The following is a 23,197-nucleotide window of genomic DNA, read 5'->3' on the forward strand; positions in this document are numbered from 1 at the left end:
GAACTTAGCCTGAAATTTTCAGCTCAATCTAACTTTGTGAACTTTGCGTAAAAACTTAGCAAACTCTGCGGTTGAATTTTTCTAATTTGTTTTTAAGAAGCTATTTCCAGCTTTCCGCTTCATCCCGATAGCTATCGGGACATAAAAAAAGCAAAGTTTCTAATGTTTTAAAAAAGAGCTTCTCCCGAAGCTTCAGGAGTCGCTTTTTTAAAACAAGAAACTTTTGCATTTTTTATTCCGAGCTTTTTACTATAATCCGGGCTAATAAATTTCGGGTAAAAAAGAACATTTAGTGGTTATAAACTTTTAAAATTTGTACCTATATATATTATAGGTAGGAATACAGATAAATCTGCAATTTTAGGAAACATAACATTAAAATACCTCAAAAATCAATTAGCAAGGTTGATATTTAAAAAAAATAGATACTTTTGTTGCAGAAAAATAGAGCAATGGCAAAGAATTTAGTAATAGTGGAGTCACCTGCAAAGGCGAAAACGATCGAGAAATTTCTGGGAAGTGATTTTCAGGTAGAGTCAAGTTACGGACATATAGCTGACTTACCATCAAAAGAAATAGGAGTAGATGTCGAGAATGGGTTTAAACCTAAATACGAAGTTTCTCCCGATAAAAAAGCCTTAGTAAGCAAGTTGAAGACACTATCTAAGAATGCCGAAATGGTTTGGCTAGCAAGCGATGAGGACCGCGAGGGTGAGGCTATTTCATGGCACTTGGCGGAAGAATTAAAACTAGATGTAAAAAAAACCAAACGAATTGTTTTTCATGAGATTACAAAATCAGCGATTCTTAAAGCAATCGAGAATCCAAGAGAAATAGATTATAATTTAGTAAACGCACAACAAGCACGTCGTGTATTAGATCGTTTAGTAGGTTATGAATTATCTCCCGTTTTATGGAGAAAAATTAAAGGAGGTTTATCAGCAGGACGTGTACAATCAGTTTCAGTTCGTTTGATTGTAGAGAGAGAACGCGAAATTCAAAACTTTAATGCAGTTGCGAGTTATTCTATCGTAGCAGAATTTGTGAATGAGGCTGGAAAATCTTTCAAAGCCAAATTACCAAAGAATTTCAATACAAAAAAAGAAGCCGAAGATTTTTTAAATAAAAACATCGGATCACAATATAAGGTAGCTGATTTAGAAACTAAACCTACCAAAAAATCTCCAACAGCACCTTTTACAACTTCTACATTGCAACAAGAAGCAGCGAGAAAATTGTATTTACCAGTTGGAATCACCATGCAGCTTGCACAACGTTTGTACGAGGCCGGACTTATTACTTATATGAGAACCGATAGTGTAAACCTTTCTAAAGATGCAATGGATGCTGCCGAAGCTGAAATTATAAAATCATATGGGAAAGAATTTTCTAAGCCTAGAACTTTTGCCAATAAAAGCAAAGGAGCACAAGAAGCGCACGAAGCAATTCGTCCTACAGATATGTCACGTCACACGGTAAACATCGATCGTGATCAGGCTCGTTTGTATGATTTGATCTGGAAAAGAACATTGGCGTCTCAAATGAGTGATGCACAATTGGAAAGAACAAACGTAAAAATAGAAGCCAATAATCACAGCGAAATTTTTACTGCTTCAGGAGAAGTTTTACTTTTCGAAGGATTCTTAAAAGTGTATTTAGAAGGTCATGATGACGATGAAGAAGAACAAGAAGGAATGTTGCCTGCATTAAAAGTAAACGAAAAATTAGTTAACAATTATATTACAGCAACCGAAAGATATTCAAGACCACCGGCAAGATATACAGAGGCTTCTTTGGTGAAAAAATTAGAAGAATTAGGAATTGGTCGTCCGTCTACGTACGCGCCAACTATTTCGACTATCATCAACAGAAATTATGTAGAAAAAGGAACTCTTGAAGGTCAGGAACGTAATTATACACAACTTACTTTGCAAGCCAATAAGGTAGGAGAGAAGTTGTTGAAAGAAAATACAGGTTCAGATAAAGGAAAATTAGTTCCAACAGATATTGGGACAATTGTTACTGATTTCTTAGTGAAAAACTTCGGGAATATTCTGGATTATAATTTTACTGCAAAAGTAGAACAGGATTTTGATGAGATTGCCGAAGGAAATATCGACTGGGCAATCATGATGCAGGAGTTCTATAATAAATTTCATCCAAATGTAAAAGAGGTTGAAGCGAACGCAGAACGTGAAAGCGGAGAAAGAATTCTGGGTAAAGATGCTGATGGAAGACAAGTTTCTGTTCGTTTAGGAAAATTTGGACCAATGGCTCAAATTGGAGAAGCAGATGACGAAGATAAAAAATTCGCAAGTTTAATGTCTGATCAAAATATCGGAAACATTACGCTTGAAGAAGCATTGAATTTATTTTTATTGCCTAAAAACTTAGGAGAATATAAAGGAGAAGAAGTAGAAGTAAGTAATGGTCGTTACGGTCCTTATGTTCGTCACGGAAGTGTATTTATTTCTTTACCAAAAGGAGAAGATCCGTTAAGTCTTTCAAAAGAAAGAGCTCAGGAATTAATCGATGAAAAAGCAATTGCTGATGCACCAATCGCAATTTACAAAGGTGAAGGAGTTCAGAAAGGTGTGGGACGTTTTGGTCCGTTCATTAAATGGAATGGAATTTTTATCAACGTAAGTAAAAAATACAATTTTGATAATTTATCACAACAAGAAATCGAAGAATTGATTGAAGATAAATTACAGAAAAATATAGATAAAGTGCTTCACAATTGGGAAGACGAAGGAATTTTGGTTGAAAAAGCACGTTGGGGTCGTTCGGTTATTACAAAAGGTAAAATCAAAATTGAATTAAGTAAAGATGTTGATGCAACAAAATTGACATTGGCTCAGGTTCAGGAAATGATTGCCGCTAAAGCACCGGCAAAAAAGACACCAGCAAAAAAAGCAACAACCGCTAAGAAAGCTCCAGCTAAAAAAACAGCTGCTAAAAAGAAATAAATAAATGGAATTTGATTTTCTAGAACCAGTTAATGACGGAATTTTAAAATTCATTAGTTCGTTGTCTTCACAAGAATTGGGAAGCAAAATTGTTTTGCATACACAGGATCAGTTTCCTGATATTAGTAAAATTACAATTGCAATAGTAGGTGTTTTAGAAGATCGCCGTAACAGCAATGTAATTAATGAGGTTAATTTGAATGCAGTTCGTAAGAAACTGTATAATATGTTTCCCGGTAATTGGGATGCATCGATTGCTGACTTAGGAGATATCCTTGCAGGGGATTCTGTAGAGGATACTTATTTTGCCTTAAAAAAGGTAACTTCTACTTTAATTAAGAATAAAGTGATTCCTATAGTTATAGGAGGTTCCCAGGATTTGACCTATGCATTGTACCGTGCGTACGATGATTTAGAGCAAATGGTAAACATGGTTGCTGTAGATAATAAATTTGATTTTGGTAAAGAAAACGAAACCGTTTCGGCTAATTCTTATCTGACTAAGATTATTATCGATGAACCAAATAATCTTTTTAACTACTGTAATATAGGATATCAAACCTATTACAATTCTCAGGAAGAAATCGATTTGATCGAAAAGTTGTTTTTTGATGCGTATCGTTTAGGGGAAATTTCGAATAAAATAGCATTGGCAGAACCGGTTTTTAGAGATGCTGATTTGGTAAGCATAGATCTTAATTCGGTAAAATCATCAGCATCAGCGAATATGGTTTCTTTTGAACCAAACGGATTCAACGGAAAAGAAATATGTTCATTGGCCAGATATGCCGGAATTAGTGATAAAGTTTCCTGTTTTGGAGTTTTTAATCATAATAGTACCGCGCCGGAAGCGGGTATTATTGCACAAATTGTTTGGTATTTTATCGAAGGATATCATTATCGATCGAAAGAATATCCTTTTGGTAGTCGGGCAACGTATTTGAAATATATTGTTCCGCTTGAAGATGAAGAATTGGTTTTTTATAAAAGCGATAAAACAGATCGTTGGTGGATCGAAATTCCGTTCGAATCAAATGGTCACAATAAATTGAAAAGAAATACGTTATTACCGTGTTCATACGACGAATATTTGAGCGCTTGTAACCAAGAATTGCCAGAAAGATGGTGGAAAGCACAGCGAAAAAACGCTTTGTAAAGTAAAATTTTAAAGAAAATTGCGGTTTTTTTTGAGTTTAAAAAAAATGTTAAAATATATTAGTAAGAAAATAAACATAAAGTATAAAATTTAACGTTTTACGTCGATTTTTTCTGTTAGTTTATCGATGAAATATTTTTTTTTTATTTTATTTAACATTATTTTTGAACGGTAAAATAAATTTCGCAACTAGTATTGTTTTTTAGATAAATAATAAATACGTTTACGGACTTATAATAATGAATAGATAATCCCAAATTTATATGAAGAAGTTTATTGCATTTGCAGCAATGTTAACACTGGTAATTGGCTGTGGTAAGTCAGGAGACAAAGGTGAGTTAGTTGGTGTTACAGGAGGGAAATGGCATCCTGAAAAACCTTATGGAATGACGTTAGTTCCAGGTGGATCTTTTATTATGGGTAAATCAGATGCTGATTTAGCTAATGTTGAAGATGCTCCGACTAAAACAGTAACGGTTCGTTCATTTTATATGGATGAAACAGAAATTACTAACAGCGAGTACCGTCAGTTTGTAGAATGGGTAAAAGATTCTACAATGAGAGTTCGTTTAGCAATCTTAGCTGACGAAACAGGACAAAAATCTACTGGTGATAAAGGTAAAAAAGGTGGAAGTATTGCAGATTATGCATTTAATGATTCAGAGCCGGATAAAATGACGGCGTATGATAAATATATGTATGATAACTACTATAGTGTAGGAACAAAAGATGATCCGTACGCTGGTAGAAAATTAAACAAAAAAGTTAAGTTAATTAAAGATACTAAAGCTTACCCAGATGAGTATTATGCTGAGGTAATGGATTCTATGTATTTACCAATTGAAGAATCATATAATGGTTTAAGAACAATTGATGTAAATAAATTGAAATTCCGTTATTCTTGGATGGATATTCAGGCTGCTGCAAAAGCCAAAGTTGGAAAAAGAAAAGACTTCGTTAAAACAGAACAAGTAAGTGTTTATCCTGATACTACAGTTTGGATTAAAGATTTTGCTTACTCTTATAATGAGCCAATGCACAATGATTATTTCTGGCACAAAGCTTACGGAGATTATCCTGTAGTTGGTGTAACATGGAAACAAGCAAAAGCATTTTGTGCATGGAGAACTTTGAACAAAAACAGCTATATCAAATCTAAGAAAAAAGGACGTGATCTAGTAAATGCATTCAGATTGCCAACAGAGGCAGAATGGGAGTATGCTGCTAGAGGAGGTCTGGAATCTGCAACTTATCCTTGGGGTGGTCCTTATACTAAAAGTGACAGAGGTTGTTTCTTAGCAAACTTTAAACCAAGCAGAGGTGACTATGCTGCAGATGAGGCTTTATACACAGTTGAAGCTAAATCGTATGATGTAAACGGTTACGGATTATATAATATGGCAGGAAACGTTTCAGAGTGGACAGATTCAGCTTATAATCCAAATGCTTACGAATATGTTTCTACAATGAATCCAAACGTAATCGACGGAAACAACCAAAGAAAAGTGGTTCGTGGAGGTTCTTGGAAAGATGTTGCTTATTTCCTACAGGTAAGTACTCGTGACCATGAATACGCAGATTCAGCAAGAAGTTATATTGGTTTCAGAACTGTACAAGATTACATGGGAACTCAAACAACAGGAAGCGGAAAAAAAAGTAAATTATAATTAAATTCAAATAACCAAATCAAATCTATTTTAAATTAAAACCTAAAAAAAAGTATTATGGCATTATTAAGTAAAAAAACAATGAATTTCGCTTATGGTATGGGAGCGGCAGTAGTAATCATCGGTGCACTTTTCAAGTTGCAACACTGGCAAGGTGCTAGTATCATGTTGATTATTGGTCTTGGTGTAGAAGCGTTTATTTTTGCATTGTCTGCTTTTGATCCTGTTGATGATGAATTAGACTGGACTCTTGTTTACCCGGAATTAGCTAACGGTCAGGCTAGAAAAAAAGCTGACAAAGTTGAAGCTCCAGCTGATGCTCAAGGATTATTGTCACAAAAATTAGATGTAATGTTGAAAGAAGCTAAAATTGACGGTGAGTTAATGGCAAGCTTAGGAAACAGCATCAAAAATTTCGAAGGAGCTGCTAAAGCAATTTCTCCAACAGTAGATTCTATTGCAGGACAAAAGAAATATGCTGAAGAAATGTCTATGGCTGCTGCACAAATGGAATCATTGAACAGTTTATACAAAGTACAATTAGAAAGTGCTTCAAGAAACGCACAAGCAAACAGCGAAATTGCTGAAAATGCTTCTAAATTAAAAGAACAAATGCAATCTATGACTGCAAACATTGCTTCATTAAACAGTGTTTATGGTGGTATGCTTTCTGCAATGAGTAACAAAGGATAATTAGTTTTTGACTATTATATTAAATTTATTAATAAAGAACTAATTAGAAAAAATGGCAGGAGGAAAATTAACCCCTAGACAGAAGATGGTGAACCTGATGTATCTGGTTTTCATCGCAATGTTAGCAATGAATATGTCAAAAGAAGTTTTATCTGCTTTTGGCTTAATGAATGAAAAATTCGAAAGCGCAAATAAATCATCAGAAGAAAGTAATGCTTCAATGCTTACTTCTTTAGATCAAAAAGCTGCTGAAGCAAAAGGAGAGTTTGTTAAAGCTTCTGAGACAGCACATAAAGTTGAAGGAATTTCAAAAGATTTTTATGCTTATATTGGTACTTTAAAAACAGATGTTGTTAAAGGATTTGATGTAGATAAAGAGACAGGTAAATTGCCTTACGAGGCTATGGATAAAGGAGACAATGTCGATAGTTGGTTTAAAGGAGAAGGATATAGTGCTAAAGGGACTGAAATTATTTCTAAAATTGAAAAGTATAAAGCTGATATTAAAGCTGCTTTAGGAACTGACAAAAAATATTCTGCAATTGTTGCGGAGGTTGAGAAAAAATTTGATGTTTCTGATGTAAAAAATAAAGATGGAGTAAAAGATAAATATTTATCTTACCACTTTAAAGGATTTCCTGCTGTAGCTTCAGTTGCAAAACTTTCAGCTTGGCAAAATGACGTTAAAAAAGCAGAATCTGATGTATATAGTGCTGCTTTAGGAAAAGCTGCAGTTGCTGCTGCTTCTTATAGCAATTATCAGGCAATTGTTGTTTTAGATAAAAATGCTTACTTCCAAGGAGAAAAAGTAACAGGTAAAGTAGTTTTAGGTCGTTATGACGAAAATACAAAACCAACTTCTTTCCAAGGTCCAGGACAAATTGTTAACGGACAAGCTGTTATTTCATTAACTGCTGGTGGAGTAGGTGAGCAAACTATTAATGGACAATTTACATTCTTAGAAGACGGAAAAAATATTCCACTTAAATTTGCTGGAAATTATGTTGTAGTTCCAAGACCGAACTCTGCTACTATTTCTGCTGATAAAATGAATGTTGTATATAGAGGTGTAGTTAATCCAATCTCTGTATCATTCGCTGGTGTTGCTGATAACAAAGTTGTTGCAAGCGCACCTGGATTATCTTCTGCTGGTAAACCAGGGAAATATAATATGAGTCCAGGTTCTGGTAATGAAGCTACAATTGCTGTAACAGGTACTTTGCCAAACGGAGATAAAGTTACAGACAAGAAAACATTTAGAATTAAAGGTATTCCTAGTCCAACTGGTACAATTAGAGGAGATCAAGGTGTTGTTAAAGGGCCTAAATCTAACTTAGAAATTGCTACTATTGGAGCTAAATTAAATGACTTTGATTTTGAAGTTGGTTTAGACGTTGTTGGATTTAATATGAAAATTGCAGGACAACCTACAGTTGTTGTTTCTGGAAATAAATTGAATGCACAATGTAAACAAGTACTTTCAAGAGCAGGAAAAGGAGACCAGGTTACTATTTCTGAAATTAAAACTAAACTTGTTGGAGCTGGTAGTTATTTATTGCCAAGAACTGCTCCAGTAATTTTCGAAATACAATAATAAAAGTAGGTAAAACTACACTCAATATCTTATAACGATACCACGATGAAAGTAAGAAATTTTTTAATAGCTATTGTTTCTATCGCTGGAGGTTTTTCTTCTTATGCGCAATCTAATTTGCTAAATGCGAAAACACCTGCTCAGATAGGACTTAAAACTCCTGCGCAACTTATCTCTGATAATGATAAACCTTTGGCTTATGGTTATGTAGATGATAGAGACATCTTGATGGGAAAAACTACTTGGGAAATCATTGATTTAAATGAAAAAATCAACTTTCCAATGTACTTTCCGGTAGATACGGCTAATATTGGTTCTGATAGACGTTCGCTTTACGACGTTTTGACGAAAGCTGTTAAAAACGGCAAAATAACTGAAGTGTATAGCGACAGTTATTTCAATACTAAAAAATCTTTGAAGGACATTCAAGGTGCATTATCTCGTATTGATACAACAGATGCTGGTAGAGAGTTAATCAATCAATATCCGGACGACTACAAATCACGCGTTGTGAAGAAAAAAGTTGTTACTGGTACTGGTAAAAAGAAAGTTGTTTCTTATGTTGAGGAAACAGTTGGTCCAACAAGATCTGTACCGGCTGAGTATATCCTGAAACAAGACTTAACAGCAGCTGATGTTACACAATATAAAATAAAAGGATACTGGTATTTTGACAAACGTCAAAGTGAACTGAAATATCGTTTACTGGGTCTTTGTCCTGTAACTCCGGATGTTTATACAATGAATAGTGACGAGAAAGATTATATCGAGTTATTTTGGATTTTCTTCCCTAATGCGAGAGAAGCATTACATGAAGCAAAAGCATTTAACGACAGTAACTCTGCGCTTCCAATTTCATTCGATCAAATCTTAAATTCAAGACGTTTTAATGCAGTTGTTTATAAAGAAGAAAACTTGTACGGAGATCGTGAGATCAAAGAGTACATGAAAGACAACGCACAAAACCAATTGTTAGAATCTGAAAGAGTAAAAGAGAAGATTCGTAACTTCGAACAAGATATGTGGAATTACTAAGTATCTAAAAGTACATTATAAAAAAGCCCTTACTGCCACGGTAGTAAGGGCTTTTTTATTGGATGTAATTTGTCTTTTCTGGTTCTTTTACAATTAACAATTTAAAGATTTATAATTTGATATGAAATATTGATGTTACACATTTGATAGTGAGTAGTTTATCTGTTAGTTTTTTTGATGTCGTTTTATTACGTGTATCGCTGTTAAATGTAGTTTTTTCAGGCTTACATATTAAAATTTCAGTTAATTGTAGGAAAATAACAATAAAATAGAAAATATTGCGTTAGCTTTGTTACAAAAAATTGTTATGATGAAAGGGAAATTTTTTTTATTGCTTATTGTTTTTGTTTCAGGAGGTTTTGTTTCAAATGCACAATCGAATTTACTTAATGCAAAAACGGCGGATCAAATCGGGATAAAGAGTCCGGCACAGCTTATTTCAGACAATGATAAGCCATTGTCTTATGGTTATGTAGATGACAGAGATGTTTTGATGGGGAAAACAGTATGGGAAATTATTGATTTAAACGAAAAAATCAACTTCCCATTATACTTTCCTGTAGACACTGCTAATATCGGTGCCGACAGACGTTCGCTTTATGATGTGCTAACCAGAGGTATTAAAAGTGGAAAAATTACCGAAGTCTATAGCGATAGTTATTTTAATACTAAAAAATCTTTAAAGGATATTCAGGGTGCATTATCCCGTGTTGATACAACAGATGCTGGTAGGGAATTAATAAACCAATATCCGGATGACTACAGAACTCGTGTTGTAAAGAAAAAAGTAGTTACCGGTACAGGTAAAAAGAAATCTGTTACTTATGTTGATGAAACCGTTGGACCAACAAGATCAGTGCCTGCAGAATATATCTTAAAACAAGATTTAACTGCTGCTGACGTTACCCAATATAAAATAAAAGGATACTGGTATTTTGACAAAAGGCAAAGTGATTTAAAATATCGCTTACTCGGAATTTGTCCTGTTACGCCAGACGTTTACACGATGAATAGTGACGAGAAAGATTATATCGAGCTGTTTTGGGTTTTCTTCCCGAATGCGCGGGAAGTGCTGCATGAAGGAAAAGCTTTTAATGATAAGAATTCGGCAACTCCAATTTCATTTGATCAAATCTTAAATTCAAGACGTTTTAATGCTATTATCTATAAAGAAGAAAATATGTACGGAGATCGTGAGATTAAAGATTATATGAAAGATAATGCACAAAATCAGTTATTGGAGTCTGAAAGAGTAAAAGAGAAGATTCGTAATTTCGAAGAAGATATGTGGAACTACTAAGGATCTAAATAACATTAAAACAAAAACTCTTAGTACCTTTGTATTAAGAGTTTTTTTATTTTATCTTTTACACATGTTAGATTATTTAATTGTTGGATCCGGATTGGCCGGAATTTCTTTTGCCGAAGCTGCCCTTAAAAACAATAAATCTATTTTAATAGTAGATAATATGTCTCAGGTATCTTCAAGAGTTGCTGGAGGTTTTTATAACCCGGTTATTCTAAAGAGATTTAGCGAAGTTTGGAATGCTCAGGAACAATTGGTTATCATGAATGATTTTTATGATCATATCGAAAATAAGCTTCAGACTAAATTTAATTTTAAACTTCCTATCCTCAGAAAATTTTTCTCTATCGAAGAACAAAACAATTGGTTTGCTGCTTCGGATAAAATAAATCTGGCACCTTTTTTATCTACAAAAATAATTTCAAAAAAGTATAAAGGCATTGATTCTCCGTATGATTATGGCGAAGTACTACATACCGGTTATGTAGATACCATGTTGTTATTGGATACCTATAGAGAATATCTGCAAGAGAATAATTTGCTATTAAATCAGTTTTTTGATTATGCTTATATTGAGTTTTTCGATTTCGGAATTCAATATAAAAATATTCAGGCACGTAATATTGTTTTTGCAGAAGGGTTTGGACTGCATAAGAATCCTTTTTTCAACTATTTGCCCCTTGATGGTACAAAAGGCGAGATGTTTGTAATAAAAGCTCCTGATTTAGATCTGGATGTTATCATGAATACAAGCGTATTTATATTGCCTTTGGGTAATGATTTATTCAAAGTAGGCGCTACATATAACTGGGAAGATAAAACCGATTTACCTACCGAAGAAGGAAAACAGGAATTGATAGATCGAATTAAAGAAATTATCAATTGCGATTTCGAGATTGTAGAGCATTATGGCGGAGTTCGTCCTACGGTAAAAGACAGAAGACCACTGATAGGAACTCATGAAGAGTTTAAATCACTCCACATTCTTAACGGATTAGGAACCAGAGGAGTGATGCTTGGACCATCAATGGCAAAAGTTTTATATGATTATATCGAAAATGAAATTCCTCTAACGCGTGAAATTGATATTAAAAGATTTCATAAGAGATATCTAAAAAGTCTTATTTCTACCGGCCTTAGGATCATAAGAAACAAACATATTAATGTATAGATTTCTTGATAGTCGTAAAACAAAAGGAAACAATATAATCAGTGCAATTACTATTGCAATAAATGATTCTTCGATTGTAGCTTTAAAAAATACAAACGAAATAATAAAAGCTGCAATTCCTACGGCAACATTCAATCCGTAGCTTACATACATTGCACCGTAAAAAAATGAAGGTTCAATTTGATATTTAAATCCACAATGACTACAATGATCGTTCATTTTGAGAACTTTAGTCAAGTGAAGCGGATTTTTGTCTGAATACATGCTTTCTTTTTGGCATTTTGGACAACTTCCTGTTAAAATACTATTTAGTTTCGATCCTTTTTTTAACATTTGCAAAAAATTAAAATTACCCATTGATTTGGGTGTGTAAATTTACACAATCAATTAGTTATAAAATAACATTACATGCTTAATATACACAATTTATCGGTTTCTTTTGGTGGTACTTATTTATTCGAAGAAGTAACTTTTCGTTTAGGTGCAGGAGATCGTGTTGGACTTGTCGGGAAAAATGGTGCAGGAAAATCTACCATGCTTAAAATGTTAGCAGGAGATTTTGCTCCAGACTCTGGAGTTATTTCTCAGGAGAAAGATATCAGAATGGGTTTTTTACGTCAGGATATCGATTTTGAGCAAGGGCGAACTGTTCTTGAAGAAGCTTATGAAGCTTTTACAGAGATAAAAATTGTTGAAAAAAAACTAGAACAAATCAATCATCAATTGGTTACCAGAACCGATTATGAAAGCGAAGAATACAGCCAGATCATCGAAGATTTATCTGATTATACACATCGTTTTGAACTTCTTGGAGGTTACAATTATGTGGGAGATACAGAGAAAATTCTTTTAGGATTAGGTTTCAAAAGAGAAGTTTTCAATAACCAAACCGAAACATTTTCAGGAGGTTGGAGAATGCGAATCGAGCTGGCTAAACTATTATTACAATCTAATGATGTTTTATTGCTGGATGAGCCTACCAACCACTTAGATATCGAAAGTATTATTTGGTTAGAAGGTTTTCTTCGTAATTATCCCGGAGTTGTAGTAATCGTTTCGCACGATAAAATGTTCCTTGATAATGTTACGAATCGTACCATCGAGATCTCATTAGGAAAAGCATACGATTTCAATAAACCTTATTCTCAATATTTAGAATTACGTCATGAAATTCGCGAGAAGCAATTGGCAACTCAAAAAAATCAGGCAAAGAAAATTGAAGAAACAGAAAAATTAATCGAGAAATTCCGTGCAAAAGCTTCAAAAGCTTCAATGGCGCAATCGTTGATTAAAAAATTAGATAAAGTAGAAAGAATCGAAGTTGATGAAGACGACAATTCTGTAATGAATATTTCTTTTCCCGTTTCAAAAGAACCAGGAAGAGTAGTGGTTGAAGCAGAACATGTGACTAAAGCGTACGGAGATAAAGTTATTTTAAAAGATATTGATTTATTAGTAGAACGTGGAAGCAAAATTGCTTTTGTTGGACAAAACGGACAAGGAAAATCAACTTTTATTAAAGCCATTGTAAACGAGTTTGAGTACCAGGGAAATATCAAATTAGGGCACAACGTACAGTTAGGTTATTTTGCCCAAAATCAGGCCGAATACCTGGATGGTGAAATCACCTTGCTTCAAACAATGGAAGATGCGGCAATGGATACCAACCGATCGAAAGTTCGTGATATGTTAGGATCGTTCTTGTTTCGTGGCGATGATGTCGAGAAAAAAGTAAAAGTACTTTCAGGAGGCGAGCGTAACCGTTTGGCACTTTGTAAGTTGTTGTTACAGCCTATCAATGTTTTGCTTATGGATGAGCCTACGAATCACTTAGATATTAAATCTAAAAACGTTCTTAAGGCAGCACTTCAAAAATTTGGCGGAACTTTATTATTGGTTTCTCACGATAGGGATTTTCTTCAGGGAATGTCGAATATAGTTTACGAATTCAAAGATCAAAAAATAAAAGAATATTTAGGAGACATCAATTATTTCTTAGAGCAACGAAATCTCGAAAACATGCGTGAAGTCGAGAAAAAAGATGTGGCAAAAGCCGCTGCTCCCAAAGAAAGTAATAAAACTTCTTACGAAGATCAGAAAAAAGGTAAAGCATTACAAAACAAATTAAGTAAAGTCGAAAGTCAGATCAAACAATTAGAGAAAGACATTCAGCATGACGATAAATTGTTGCTTTCTAATTATGACAAACATATCGAAGATGCTTCTTTTTTCACCGCATACAACAAAAAGAAAAAAGATTTAGATCAACTACTTCTCGATTGGGAAGTTGTTCAGGAAGAGATTGATAATTTTAATGCTTAATTAGTTTTCAGTCACAGTCACAGTTTTTTTAGAGCCTTTGTTAAAGTTTTTAAGCTTTGACAAAGGTTTTTTTATGTTTAAATTTTAGAAGCTATTCCAGCTTTCCGTTTCATCCCGATAGCTATCGGGACGCAAAAAAAAAACTATTTTTCTAAGCCATAAAACGAGCTTCCGTTGGTCGCTGTTTTCTGGCAAGAAAAATTAGTTTTTTTTGCTCCGGGCTTTCCTCTTCAATCTGGGCTAGGAGGTAAAGTTTTCAGTCGCAGTTTTCAGTTTCAGTCAACAGTTTTTACAAAGTTTGTCGTCTCGACCGAATGGAGAGATCACACTCGATGATCGACAAAGATTGACGATTTTATTTGTGGAATTCCTTGTGCGATTTCTCCTCCGTTGAAATTGACAAAAATGAGATGCAATTAACAAAAGAAAAAAAATCCGTTAAAATCCGCGTCATCCGTGTGCCAATATCAACAGCATTTTCACATCCCGTATTTCACATCCCACATTTCAGCAAAAAAAACTACTGAATAAGCCCAATACTTTTAGAATGCATAATAGCCTCACTACTATCTTTATAATAACAAACAGAAACCTCTAAAGCCTCTAGATTTTTCATGATTTTTTTAGTGGCTTCTTTTTGATGTTTACCAGTTTGTCTGATATAAACCGCTTTTACGGTAACGGGAAATATTTTGCAGATTCGTTCGTACAAAACGGGATCATGTTGCGAATCATCACCTAATAGAACATATTTAAGGTTAGGGTAGAACTCCAGAACGTGTTTTATTTTATCAAACTTATGATCGTGATTTCCGCGTCCGCTCATAAAAAAGTCAGTGATGCCTCTTCTAATATCTTTCAATAAAATTACAGCTCTGGGGAGTTTGTGTATTTTAGTAAATTTTACAATAAAACGATACAAATTCCATTCGCTGCTTGAAACATAGAAAAAAGCATTTTCTTCTTCTTTGTTGTTTCTTCCGGCTGAACTCAAAGCCTGATAATGTGGTACAACATCTGTAAAAACTTTACGATCATTTACATTTTTAAATAAAAGGATATAGATTTTTTTAAAGAAATTCTGAGTATGCGAAATCAAAAAAGTATCATCAATATCAGATATAATTCCTAGTTTTCCTTTATGAGGTCTTATAAAGCTGCCTTTTTCGGTTATGGTTTCATTTTCATCTTTAATGCTCACTTCATATTCCATCCATCCAAAATTGGTTTCAGTTTCAAGCGGAATGCAAAATTTAAAATAACCGTCATCCAATGTTTTGGTATGAATCTCCTGATTACCACACTTTAGATAAATATCAAAATTTTCAAGCGTTTTTATTCTAAACTGATTAATAATTGAACGCGCATTTTTTAAGTTTTTCTTCTGAAAATCATAATCATACGTTCTTTTAAAAACATGGCCCATTACAATTAATTCTTCTTCATTGGCATAACCTCGATATAATTGTAAAATTGGTTTCATTAATTGCGTATATTTATAGATAGATGCTGTAAATTAATTATTTTAATTGACTTTAAAAATAAAACTTTGAAAAAGAATATCATATTTGTTGTAAATCCTATTTCCGGAGACCTTGATAAATCAGATTTGATTGAGGCCGTAGAGGAGTTTGCAACTACGAATAATTTTGACCTGGAAGTTTATGAAACCACAGGCAAAAGTGACCAAAAAGAAATACAATCGCTTTATAACCAATACCAACCCGAACGAATTGTAGTAGCGGGAGGCGACGGAACTATAAAAATGGTTGCCGAAGCAGTAGAACAGTTTGATGTCATTATTGGCATTTTGCCTGCTGGTTCGGCAAATGGTTTATCTGTAGATCTTAATTTGCCCACTACAATTGAGGAGAACCTGAAAATTGCCTTTTTAAGCCGTTATATCGAAATGGACATGATTTGTATCAACGGCAAAAAAAGTATTCATTTAAGCGATATTGGCCTTAATGCCGATTTGGTTAAAAACTACGAACAAAGTAACCTGAGAGGAATTTGGGGATATGCTTTACAGGCATACAATACCCTTGCTGATTCAAACGAGCCTTTTGTTGCCACAATTACCGCAAACAAAGAAACTGTGGATCATACGGCAAGAATGATTGTAATAGCCAATTCTAAAAAGTACGGAACTGGCGTGACGATTAATCCAAATGGAGCAATGAACGACGGAAAATTTGAATTGGTTATCCTAAAAAGCCTCGATTTATTATTACTCGGAAAAATCATTACCGGAAATATGCCAATTGATTCTGATGATATTGTAATTATTTCGACAGACAAAGCGACTATAAAAACCAATTATCCGGTTAATTTTCAAATTGATGGGGAATATTGCGGCGCGCAAACTTCGTTAGATATCCATATTCTGCACAAACAAATGAAAATTGCGGTGCCATAAAAATGAGGTTTTAATTTGAAAGAAAAAACAAGGACAAAAATCGGTTTAGGGTTGAAATTTATACAAGGGTTAATAAAAAGGGAAAGATCTTTACTAAAAAAGTAAGTTTTTAAATGTAAAAAAGTATTTTAGTTTTTTATAATAACCCCGTCATATATTTATTAATAATGAAAAAAATATTTTTTACAATTTTCATTCTGATTCAGAGTGTAATACATTCTCAAAGTGTTGATTTGAGAAGTTTGACAATGAATAGCCATTTAATCCTTTTCGTTGAATATTCAGATTTTGATTACGTAAATAAGTATATTAATGACCATTTTAAAGCCGGATATATTAAAGTAAATAATTATGAGGAAATCATAAAAAATGATTCCAATATTAAATTTATAGATAAAGAAATTTTTTGCCCTCAAAGTGAAAATGACTATTATGGTAGCGATATGATGAATGGAGGATCCTGCGGTTTTGGAGAGATCTTGGAAGCTAACAGAAAATATTATTGTATTCTATTCTTTAAAAAAGAAAAAAAGAAACTGACACTATTGGCGAATCTTTCGAAAAGTGATTCTGACTGGAAAAGTATAATTGAGAAAATAAAAAACGTAAAAGAAATTGAAAATTCAAAATCGCCAGAAGAACGTTATGGAAAAAGTATTGACTATTATTTGAAGTGTAATGATTTGCCTAGGTATGACTTTATAAATTATTATAGACAAGTAAAAGTTTTAAAATCAGATACTTTAGTCTTAACCGAGAAACAATTAATCTTGGCTAAAGATAATTTTTTGAAGGGAAATGAAAGCTATTATGAATTGATTTCGAAAAAATTCCCCGAAGAAGTTAGACAATTTTATATTAATAAAATGAAGGTCATACTAAGCAAAAATGAAGACGACGAGTATTTTAGTTCTTATGATTTTACTGAGGCGTACGAAAGGGCTACAAATACAGGCTATATGGATGATAGTGTAATGGGAAAGCAAAAAGAAAAATTAACTAATGAAATAACTCTTGAGGAAAGAATAGTAATTATGCAAGCTTTAATTCAAAATGCTGAACAAGAAGATTAGCGGATAATATTATTATTAATGAAAAATAAACTTCTCTTAATTCTATTTGTTTTTGTGACAATCATGAAGGCACAAAACAAAGTTACGGACATCACAAACTACGATTATTGCCAAGTAAATAGTAACACGCTTTGTTTTTATAAAATTGAGAAAAAAGGGTTTACTCAAAGTCGTGGCAATTTCTTTCATGGTAATATATTCAATGTTTATGCTACAGGAAAAGTAGATTCTATAGGCAAAGAATATTATGGCAGTATGGATGCGATAAAACTCTCTGATTTGGATAGTGATTTTGATTTGTTAAAAGAGTTTAGAGGCAAAGTTTACTTTGTGGATCAGCCTCATTTGAAACATTTTTATTTCTTGAAAAATGATAGTGTTTTGGTTTGTAGAATAATAAGAAAGAATAAGGTTTGGAAATTAGAAAAGGAAAAAGAAGATGAAATACATAAAATGGTCATGGCCAATAATAAAATTATTTATTGGTCTTCATATCTAGGTTTGATTTATAAAAAAGATAATGAGATAAAAACAAGTTTTCTGGATTTGCAAAGTGATTATAATACTTATGGCCTTAAATTTTCTATAAAGGATAAAAATGCTGTTAATATGGAAACAGGCTATTTTGAAATAGGAAAATATACTCTTAAAATAAGAAAAGACAACAATTATACGGTTTTTAAAGGCAATCAAAAGATCTTGGATGACTTGCCATTAAAGTATTACAATAGCAAACATTTTGTTACGACCGATGATAAGACTGTAAAATTCTACAATTCTGATTTTGTATTAGACAGCACTTTTACCTACCGTGATATTTATCAAGGATCTGGGAATATAGAGATTTTGACAGAAAACAAAATTAAAAAAATTGACACTCGTCTTTTTACCCCTACATTTTACAATGACCAGGTTTTTGGCTGTGGAACTGTTACAAGACATATATTAAGTATAAAACGGAACAGAATTAGAGAAATTATCGATGCAGAAATTATTAGTGGGTACACATCGCCACCTAAAAATATTTTTATCGACTCTAAAATAAAATTTGATTCGCTGCTTTTTATAAGCCGTAAAAAGATTATGGATTATTCTGTGAATGGTGGTTTTGATGATCGAGTGATATTAATAAAAAATAAAAAGGAAGGACTTTATGCATTTAAACAACAAAATGACACTATCACTTTGAAAGAAATAGTACCTATAAAATATGATAAAATTTATTTATTAAATGGTTTTGTAATTTTAAACAAAAACAATCAAATGGATTTTTATGATAAAGATTTTAAGGTGAATACGATGCGTTTTACTACTATTGATTTTTTTAGTTATAACTATATAAGATATAAAAGAAGGAATCATACCGGAGGCTGGATGAACAAAAAAGGAATTTTATTTGATGATTTATAAAAAGGAAATCCTATCTAATTTGGTATAATAATGGATTTAATTATTTAAACGGATTTCTTTCCTGCCAATCGATTTTGGGTTCAAGATAATTGAATAATTTAGCAATGTTATGATTGATCAAAGCATTGCTGTGTGTGATAAGTCCGTACATTTTTAGGGGTTTTGCGCCTACTGAACTTTTAATTTCAAGTGCAGTGCGGGCAAAGACAATGTTAGAGAAACCCTGATTGATTGAATACGCGATCATGTCGTATAACATATTCAGATACAACATTTTTTCGCGCTGAATGGTTTCGTCATAACCCAAAAAGTACGTGTCTATTGTATTTCCGTTTTTAATCAACGTGTTGAAACCTATTAGTTTTTCGTCTAAGAAATAACCGTAAAACAAAAAGTTATCTTTCATGATTTCTTTAAAAAAACTAAAATGATTTCGCGCTAAGAAAAAAGTATTGAAAGGTGCATTTTTAGCCACATGAAAATACAAATCATAAATAACATCTTCGTATTTTTTAATATCTTCCAGAGACATTTTTTGTTTTTGAATTCCGTCAGCTTTTTTGCGGGCACGTTTGTATTGATCACGATATTTTTTTGATAAAGCATCAATATAATCCTGTTCAGCCGTCCAGTTTTTATTGATTTCAAAAATCATGTTAGGCTGGGTCGAAAAAGTATAGTTGTTCTTGAATTCAGCTTGTAGTGGTTCGATCTCTGAAGCAGTAAAATCTTTTATACTGGTAATATGTACTTTTTTTCCGCTCGCTTTCAGGTCTTTCTTAAGCTGGTTGATTGCTTTATGAAGTGTTTTTATCGCCTTAGATTGTTTTACATTTTTATCAAAAGCAAAGGCATTTTGTCCCGTAAGCATATTGTTGCCCACGAATAATACATGCGATGCAAAATTTTTGAAAGCAAAATTACGCACAGAAGTTTTTAAGCACTGATCGCGTTCTCCAAAAGAATCCAGTTTTTCTGCAAATAAAAATTGGGTCAGGACAATCCCGGCTAATTTATCTTCGTTGAAAATTCCAATAAAATGACAAATCATATTTACCGGACAAGAATTTTCCAGTACTTCGAGATATTCTCTGGTCAAAAAAATATTATTTACAGCCAGCGAATTCCATTCTAAAGGCAATGATGATGTGCTGTTGTAGATTTGAAAAGAATAAGTTGTATTCAAAAGTGTGCGCTAATTTTTTCAAAATTAGATAATATTTATAATAACTCACTTCGTTTAAGTTATTATTAAGAAAAATCCGTTTGATTTTGTTTCAAACGGGTTGCATTTTTGTCATTATGCATATGCACATATAATTCCGCCCATAAGCGTTAAGGTTAAAATCCAATATCCTGAATTGATAAAAATGTATTTCCAGGATTTTCTTTCGAATAAACCATTGATAGCCAACATTGGAAAAGCAAAGAATAAACCGGATATAAAACCATGAAGAGCTCCGTGTTTAAAAGTACGATACGCAGTTCCGTAATCGGCCATAAAAGCAGCGAAGGAAGGTTTTGCAGTTTCTATTAAAGGCGGTCCTCCAACCATTCCTACTGCGCCGGACTGGTGAATTGTTAATGCTGAGATGATCATCGTCATCATTAAGGAAAAGATGTAGGTGAGTCCGAAAATTTTAATCATATTTCCGTTTTTCAGCGCTTCGGGTGTTAGTCCGGCTTCTCGCATCCAGACAGTTCCAAATACTTTAGGATTGTACCAGATAAAACCGGTTACAAGCGTAATTAATGCTGAAATAAAAAAGGGTAAGAAATTCATTTCCATGAGATTAGGTTTTTAGATTAGTTGTTCAAATTTAAACAAAAAAGTAAAAGAATTACTGTTTATATGATGTAATAGTTTTGAGGAATATTGTTCTTCTATTTAGGTTTGAAATTTGTTATTTCTTCGGATAAAAAAATAATATATAATTAAGAGTTAATTTTTTAAGAATTTGCTTTTTTTTCATAACTTTAATTCATCAATTTGCATAATCAAATAAAATGATAAAAATATTCTAACCTTTTAATAGCAAAATTATGGTAGTACAATATCAAGGTGAACAACACGGAAAAACAACAACATTTACAATAAGAATTATAGGGAACAATTTGTCTAAAAGCAGCTCTAATTATCAAATCGATTTATTGGTAGGAGATAAGAAACTGCCAACTTTTACAACATCAATTCATCAAAGTTTATCGAACTGCCTAAAAGAAATTTATTTGTTTAGAAAGCATAACGGAATTGTATTTAATGCTTCATCAGAAAAAGTAGCAACTCCTTTAGTACCTTACGATCAGGTTTTGTATAATTATAACAAATATGCCTTGTTTATGGCTTAAGCTATTTCTTTTCATTAAAATATAAAAAGGACTGTTCATTTGAATGGTCTTTTTTTGTGGATTTTTTCGGGCTTACCAGCAAAGAAATCAAAAAGTTATACTAATAAGTTGCGATTTTTTGGCTTCACATCAGAATAACAAAAAAAATGAATTGTTTTTAAACTAAAAAAACTCCAGATTTCTCCGGAGCTTTTTGTCGGTTTTGGGAAGTATCAAAAAATCCAAATTATCTTATGCGCTTAAGTATAAATTCCATTTGTGTATCCTTATGTTGGAAAAAATCATCTAGAGAGGGCCATACTTCATAGTCTGGCATAATACCGTGGCCTTCTGGTTGATTATCCTTTTTTGGGGCATCCTGTACGAGATTTACAATTGAAAATTGTGTTTTTATTTTCGAATTGGGAAGTTCATAAACCAATGGCGAATGCCCGTTGTGACGATAGTAACCGCCAACGGTTTCTACACCAACTATGGTTACATTTTGTACATAGGCTTTTACCAAAGAAGCAAAATGCGAAGCTGCTGATGCTACATTTTCATTAATCAAAAGATAAACATTGCCTTTAAAACCGGGTGATTTAGGATAATAAACCGGATTGTATTTTTGGTTTTGCAGGCTTATATTATTTTTAAAAACCGGATACACATCTTTTAGATATTCTTTTCCCATTTTTTTGGAAACACTATCCATTCTTTGTGATGTTGAAACACCCCAGAAATAGTTCTCGAAAGGTAAAAAGTGAGGGTCGAATGTTATAGTAGCTTTTACATTTTCTTTGAATGGTTTATCTGTTAAGTACATTACAGGCTGTTCAAAGTTTGGGTCACTACCGCCAGGATTATTTCTAACATCAATTATCAAATTAGAAACCTTGTTTTTGTCCAGTTCTGTAAAAACGCTATCCAAAAATTGAACATAGGGTTCAAACTTAGGATCGTCAGATCCGTATGCCATGCCAAACCATCTTAAGTTTAATAAACCTGTAGCTGGATTAAGCACGCGAAAGCTATAGGGAGACTGCTTTTTGTAATCTATCAAGTCCGTAACAGGAGCACTAAATCTATTTTTAATGTTTGCTTCTCTTTGCTTCAGCGTTACCGCAGGAAGTATCTTTTTTTCAAGAGATTCAGATTTTGGTGAATTATATTCTATAATGAATTCATTACAAAGTCCATATTCTAGCAGATAGTTTATCCCAAACGATTTGTTGACACTGGCAGATTTTTTTTGTGTAATATTATAACCATCTGCTGTATAATATTTATAAAAAGATCGCATTAATTGTGCATCATTTATGCCGTTTATGCTTCTTATTCTCGAACCGGGTGGTATGTCTGATGATTGACCATCGAAAATAATTTGTCCGTTAACATAAATAAGAGGGTATGGAAAAAATGATTTTTGCCGATTAAGAAAATTTATTAAGTCGAGATCAGGGATAGTGTAATTATGTGCACTTCCTTCGTAATCTGCCAGATGGAGCATTATTTTGTAAAAATCAGTAGTGCTCATAGGTTTTTTAATACTTTTAATGGTAGTGTTATAAATGCTGTCTATTTGTTTTTTAGAGTGGTATTGATATAATCCGGAATTTGCTTTTTCATTTATAGCAAGGAGTATTTTAAGATCCTGATGCATCTGTTTTTCTGAAAGCATTTTATTGTACAGCATTAAACTATCCTTCGCGTTCTTATCAAATCCTTGTGCCTGAATTTTACAGGAAAAGAAAAATAATAATGTAAAAATTGATATTAGATTTTTATTATTCATAATTACATGTGGCTATAGGTTGTAGTAGATAATTGGTTTTATGTTAGTTTTGTGATAAAAATAAGATAAAATTTGCATTATGACAAAGGAAAATAATTTAAATAGATCAATAAAAAGCAATAAAATTAGCTAGAGATTGGTTTTTAATGTGTTGATTAATAGTGTTTTGTTTTTATTTAGAAGAGTTTTTATAAAAAAGAAGAAACATCTTGCAATACTCTTAAAGTAGCTGTGAATTAAACAAAAAAACTTCAGATTA

Annotated in this window: 18 protein-coding genes; 13 read left to right on the top strand and 5 right to left on the bottom strand. The window is 32.7% G+C overall.

Annotated elements, in window-relative coordinates; translation table 11 throughout:
* The first annotated feature begins 452 nt into the window (after window positions 1–452).
* The 8 genes from topA (at window position 453) to LNP81_RS10270 (ending at window position 11,591) form a co-directional block, all read left to right on the top strand.
* The gene (gene topA / locus LNP81_RS10235) at window positions 453–2,969 is read left to right on the top strand and encodes a type I DNA topoisomerase (protein ID WP_230035537.1); all 2,517 of its coding nucleotides are present in this window, start codon (window positions 453–455) and stop codon (window positions 2,967–2,969) included.
* 4 nt (window positions 2,970–2,973) lie between these two features.
* Window positions 2,974–4,125, top strand: coding sequence for a formimidoylglutamase (locus tag LNP81_RS10240; RefSeq protein WP_230035539.1), 1,152 nt, complete (start codon window positions 2,974–2,976; stop codon window positions 4,123–4,125).
* A 263-nt stretch (window positions 4,126–4,388) separates the two neighbouring features.
* A complete protein-coding gene (gene porK, locus LNP81_RS10245; RefSeq protein ID WP_230035541.1) occupies window positions 4,389–5,792 on the top strand; it encodes a T9SS ring complex lipoprotein PorK/GldK in 1,404 nt (467 codons plus the stop codon).
* Window positions 5,793–5,849: 57 nt separating this feature from the next.
* Window positions 5,850–6,485, top strand: coding sequence for a type IX secretion system motor protein PorL/GldL (gene porL, locus LNP81_RS10250; protein ID WP_208682420.1), 636 nt, complete (start codon window positions 5,850–5,852; stop codon window positions 6,483–6,485).
* Between the two features lie 52 nt (window positions 6,486–6,537).
* Window positions 6,538–8,079, top strand: a complete 1,542-nt coding sequence (gene porM / locus LNP81_RS10255) for a type IX secretion system motor protein PorM/GldM (protein ID WP_230035544.1) — start codon at window positions 6,538–6,540, stop codon at window positions 8,077–8,079.
* A 45-nt stretch (window positions 8,080–8,124) separates the two neighbouring features.
* A complete protein-coding gene (gene porN, locus LNP81_RS10260) occupies window positions 8,125–9,114 on the top strand; it encodes a type IX secretion system ring subunit PorN/GldN (protein WP_230035546.1) in 990 nt (329 codons plus the stop codon).
* 310 nt (window positions 9,115–9,424) lie between these two features.
* On the top strand, window positions 9,425–10,414 hold the full coding sequence (porN, locus tag LNP81_RS10265) for a type IX secretion system ring subunit PorN/GldN (protein ID WP_230035548.1): 990 nt from the start codon (window positions 9,425–9,427) through the stop codon (window positions 10,412–10,414).
* Between the two features lie 73 nt (window positions 10,415–10,487).
* The gene (locus LNP81_RS10270; protein WP_230035550.1) at window positions 10,488–11,591 is read left to right on the top strand and encodes an NAD(P)/FAD-dependent oxidoreductase; all 1,104 of its coding nucleotides are present in this window, start codon (window positions 10,488–10,490) and stop codon (window positions 11,589–11,591) included.
* Here the strand turns inward: LNP81_RS10270 and LNP81_RS10275 are convergent.
* A complete protein-coding gene (locus LNP81_RS10275) occupies window positions 11,532–11,924 on the bottom strand; it encodes a DUF983 domain-containing protein (RefSeq protein WP_230035552.1) in 393 nt (130 codons plus the stop codon). The genes LNP81_RS10270 and LNP81_RS10275 overlap by 60 nt on opposite strands.
* Window positions 11,925–11,999: 75 nt before the next feature.
* Between LNP81_RS10275 and LNP81_RS10280 the strand changes: the two genes are divergently transcribed.
* A complete protein-coding gene (locus LNP81_RS10280; protein WP_065449499.1) occupies window positions 12,000–13,913 on the top strand; it encodes an ABC-F family ATP-binding cassette domain-containing protein in 1,914 nt (637 codons plus the stop codon).
* A gap of 520 nt (window positions 13,914–14,433) precedes the next feature.
* Here the strand turns inward: LNP81_RS10280 and LNP81_RS10285 are convergent.
* Window positions 14,434–15,396: an App1 family protein phosphatidate phosphatase gene (locus LNP81_RS10285; RefSeq protein WP_230035554.1), complete on the bottom strand. Its 963-nt coding sequence runs from the start codon at window positions 15,394–15,396 to the stop codon at window positions 14,434–14,436.
* Window positions 15,397–15,462: 66 nt separating this feature from the next.
* Here LNP81_RS10285 and LNP81_RS10290 point away from each other — a divergent pair, with 66 nt between their 5' ends.
* The 3 genes from LNP81_RS10290 to LNP81_RS10300 all read left to right on the top strand — a co-directional run bounded on the left by LNP81_RS10290 (window position 15,463) and on the right by LNP81_RS10300 (window position 18,815).
* Entirely contained in the window at window positions 15,463–16,332 is an 870-nt protein-coding gene (locus tag LNP81_RS10290; protein ID WP_230035556.1) for a diacylglycerol/lipid kinase family protein, read from the top strand.
* A 167-nt stretch (window positions 16,333–16,499) separates the two neighbouring features.
* Entirely contained in the window at window positions 16,500–17,405 is a 906-nt protein-coding gene (locus LNP81_RS10295; RefSeq protein WP_230035558.1) for a hypothetical protein, read from the top strand.
* An 18-nt stretch (window positions 17,406–17,423) separates the two neighbouring features.
* Window positions 17,424–18,815, top strand: a complete 1,392-nt coding sequence (locus LNP81_RS10300) for a hypothetical protein (RefSeq protein WP_230035561.1) — start codon at window positions 17,424–17,426, stop codon at window positions 18,813–18,815.
* Window positions 18,816–18,855: 40 nt separating this feature from the next.
* On the opposite strand, the gene LNP81_RS10305 is transcribed toward LNP81_RS10300, so the two are convergent.
* The gene (locus LNP81_RS10305) at window positions 18,856–20,001 is read right to left on the bottom strand and encodes a peptidogalycan biosysnthesis protein (RefSeq protein WP_230035563.1); all 1,146 of its coding nucleotides are present in this window, start codon (window positions 19,999–20,001) and stop codon (window positions 18,856–18,858) included.
* Window positions 20,002–20,115: 114 nt separating this feature from the next.
* Window positions 20,116–20,604: a DUF1761 domain-containing protein gene (locus LNP81_RS10310; protein ID WP_072959598.1), complete on the bottom strand. Its 489-nt coding sequence runs from the start codon at window positions 20,602–20,604 to the stop codon at window positions 20,116–20,118.
* 254 nt (window positions 20,605–20,858) lie between these two features.
* On the opposite strand from LNP81_RS10310, the gene LNP81_RS10315 reads away from it, so the two are divergent.
* Window positions 20,859–21,164, top strand: a complete 306-nt coding sequence (locus tag LNP81_RS10315; protein WP_230035565.1) for a hypothetical protein — start codon at window positions 20,859–20,861, stop codon at window positions 21,162–21,164.
* Between the two features lie 226 nt (window positions 21,165–21,390).
* Here the strand turns inward: LNP81_RS10315 and LNP81_RS10320 are convergent, their stop codons facing one another.
* Window positions 21,391–22,938: a S41 family peptidase gene (locus LNP81_RS10320; RefSeq protein ID WP_230035567.1), complete on the bottom strand. Its 1,548-nt coding sequence runs from the start codon at window positions 22,936–22,938 to the stop codon at window positions 21,391–21,393.
* Window positions 22,939–23,197 lie beyond the last annotated feature (259 nt).

The sequence above is a fragment of the Flavobacterium piscisymbiosum genome (genome assembly GCF_020905295.1).
In the GTDB taxonomy this organism is placed as follows: domain Bacteria; phylum Bacteroidota; class Bacteroidia; order Flavobacteriales; family Flavobacteriaceae; genus Flavobacterium; species Flavobacterium piscisymbiosum.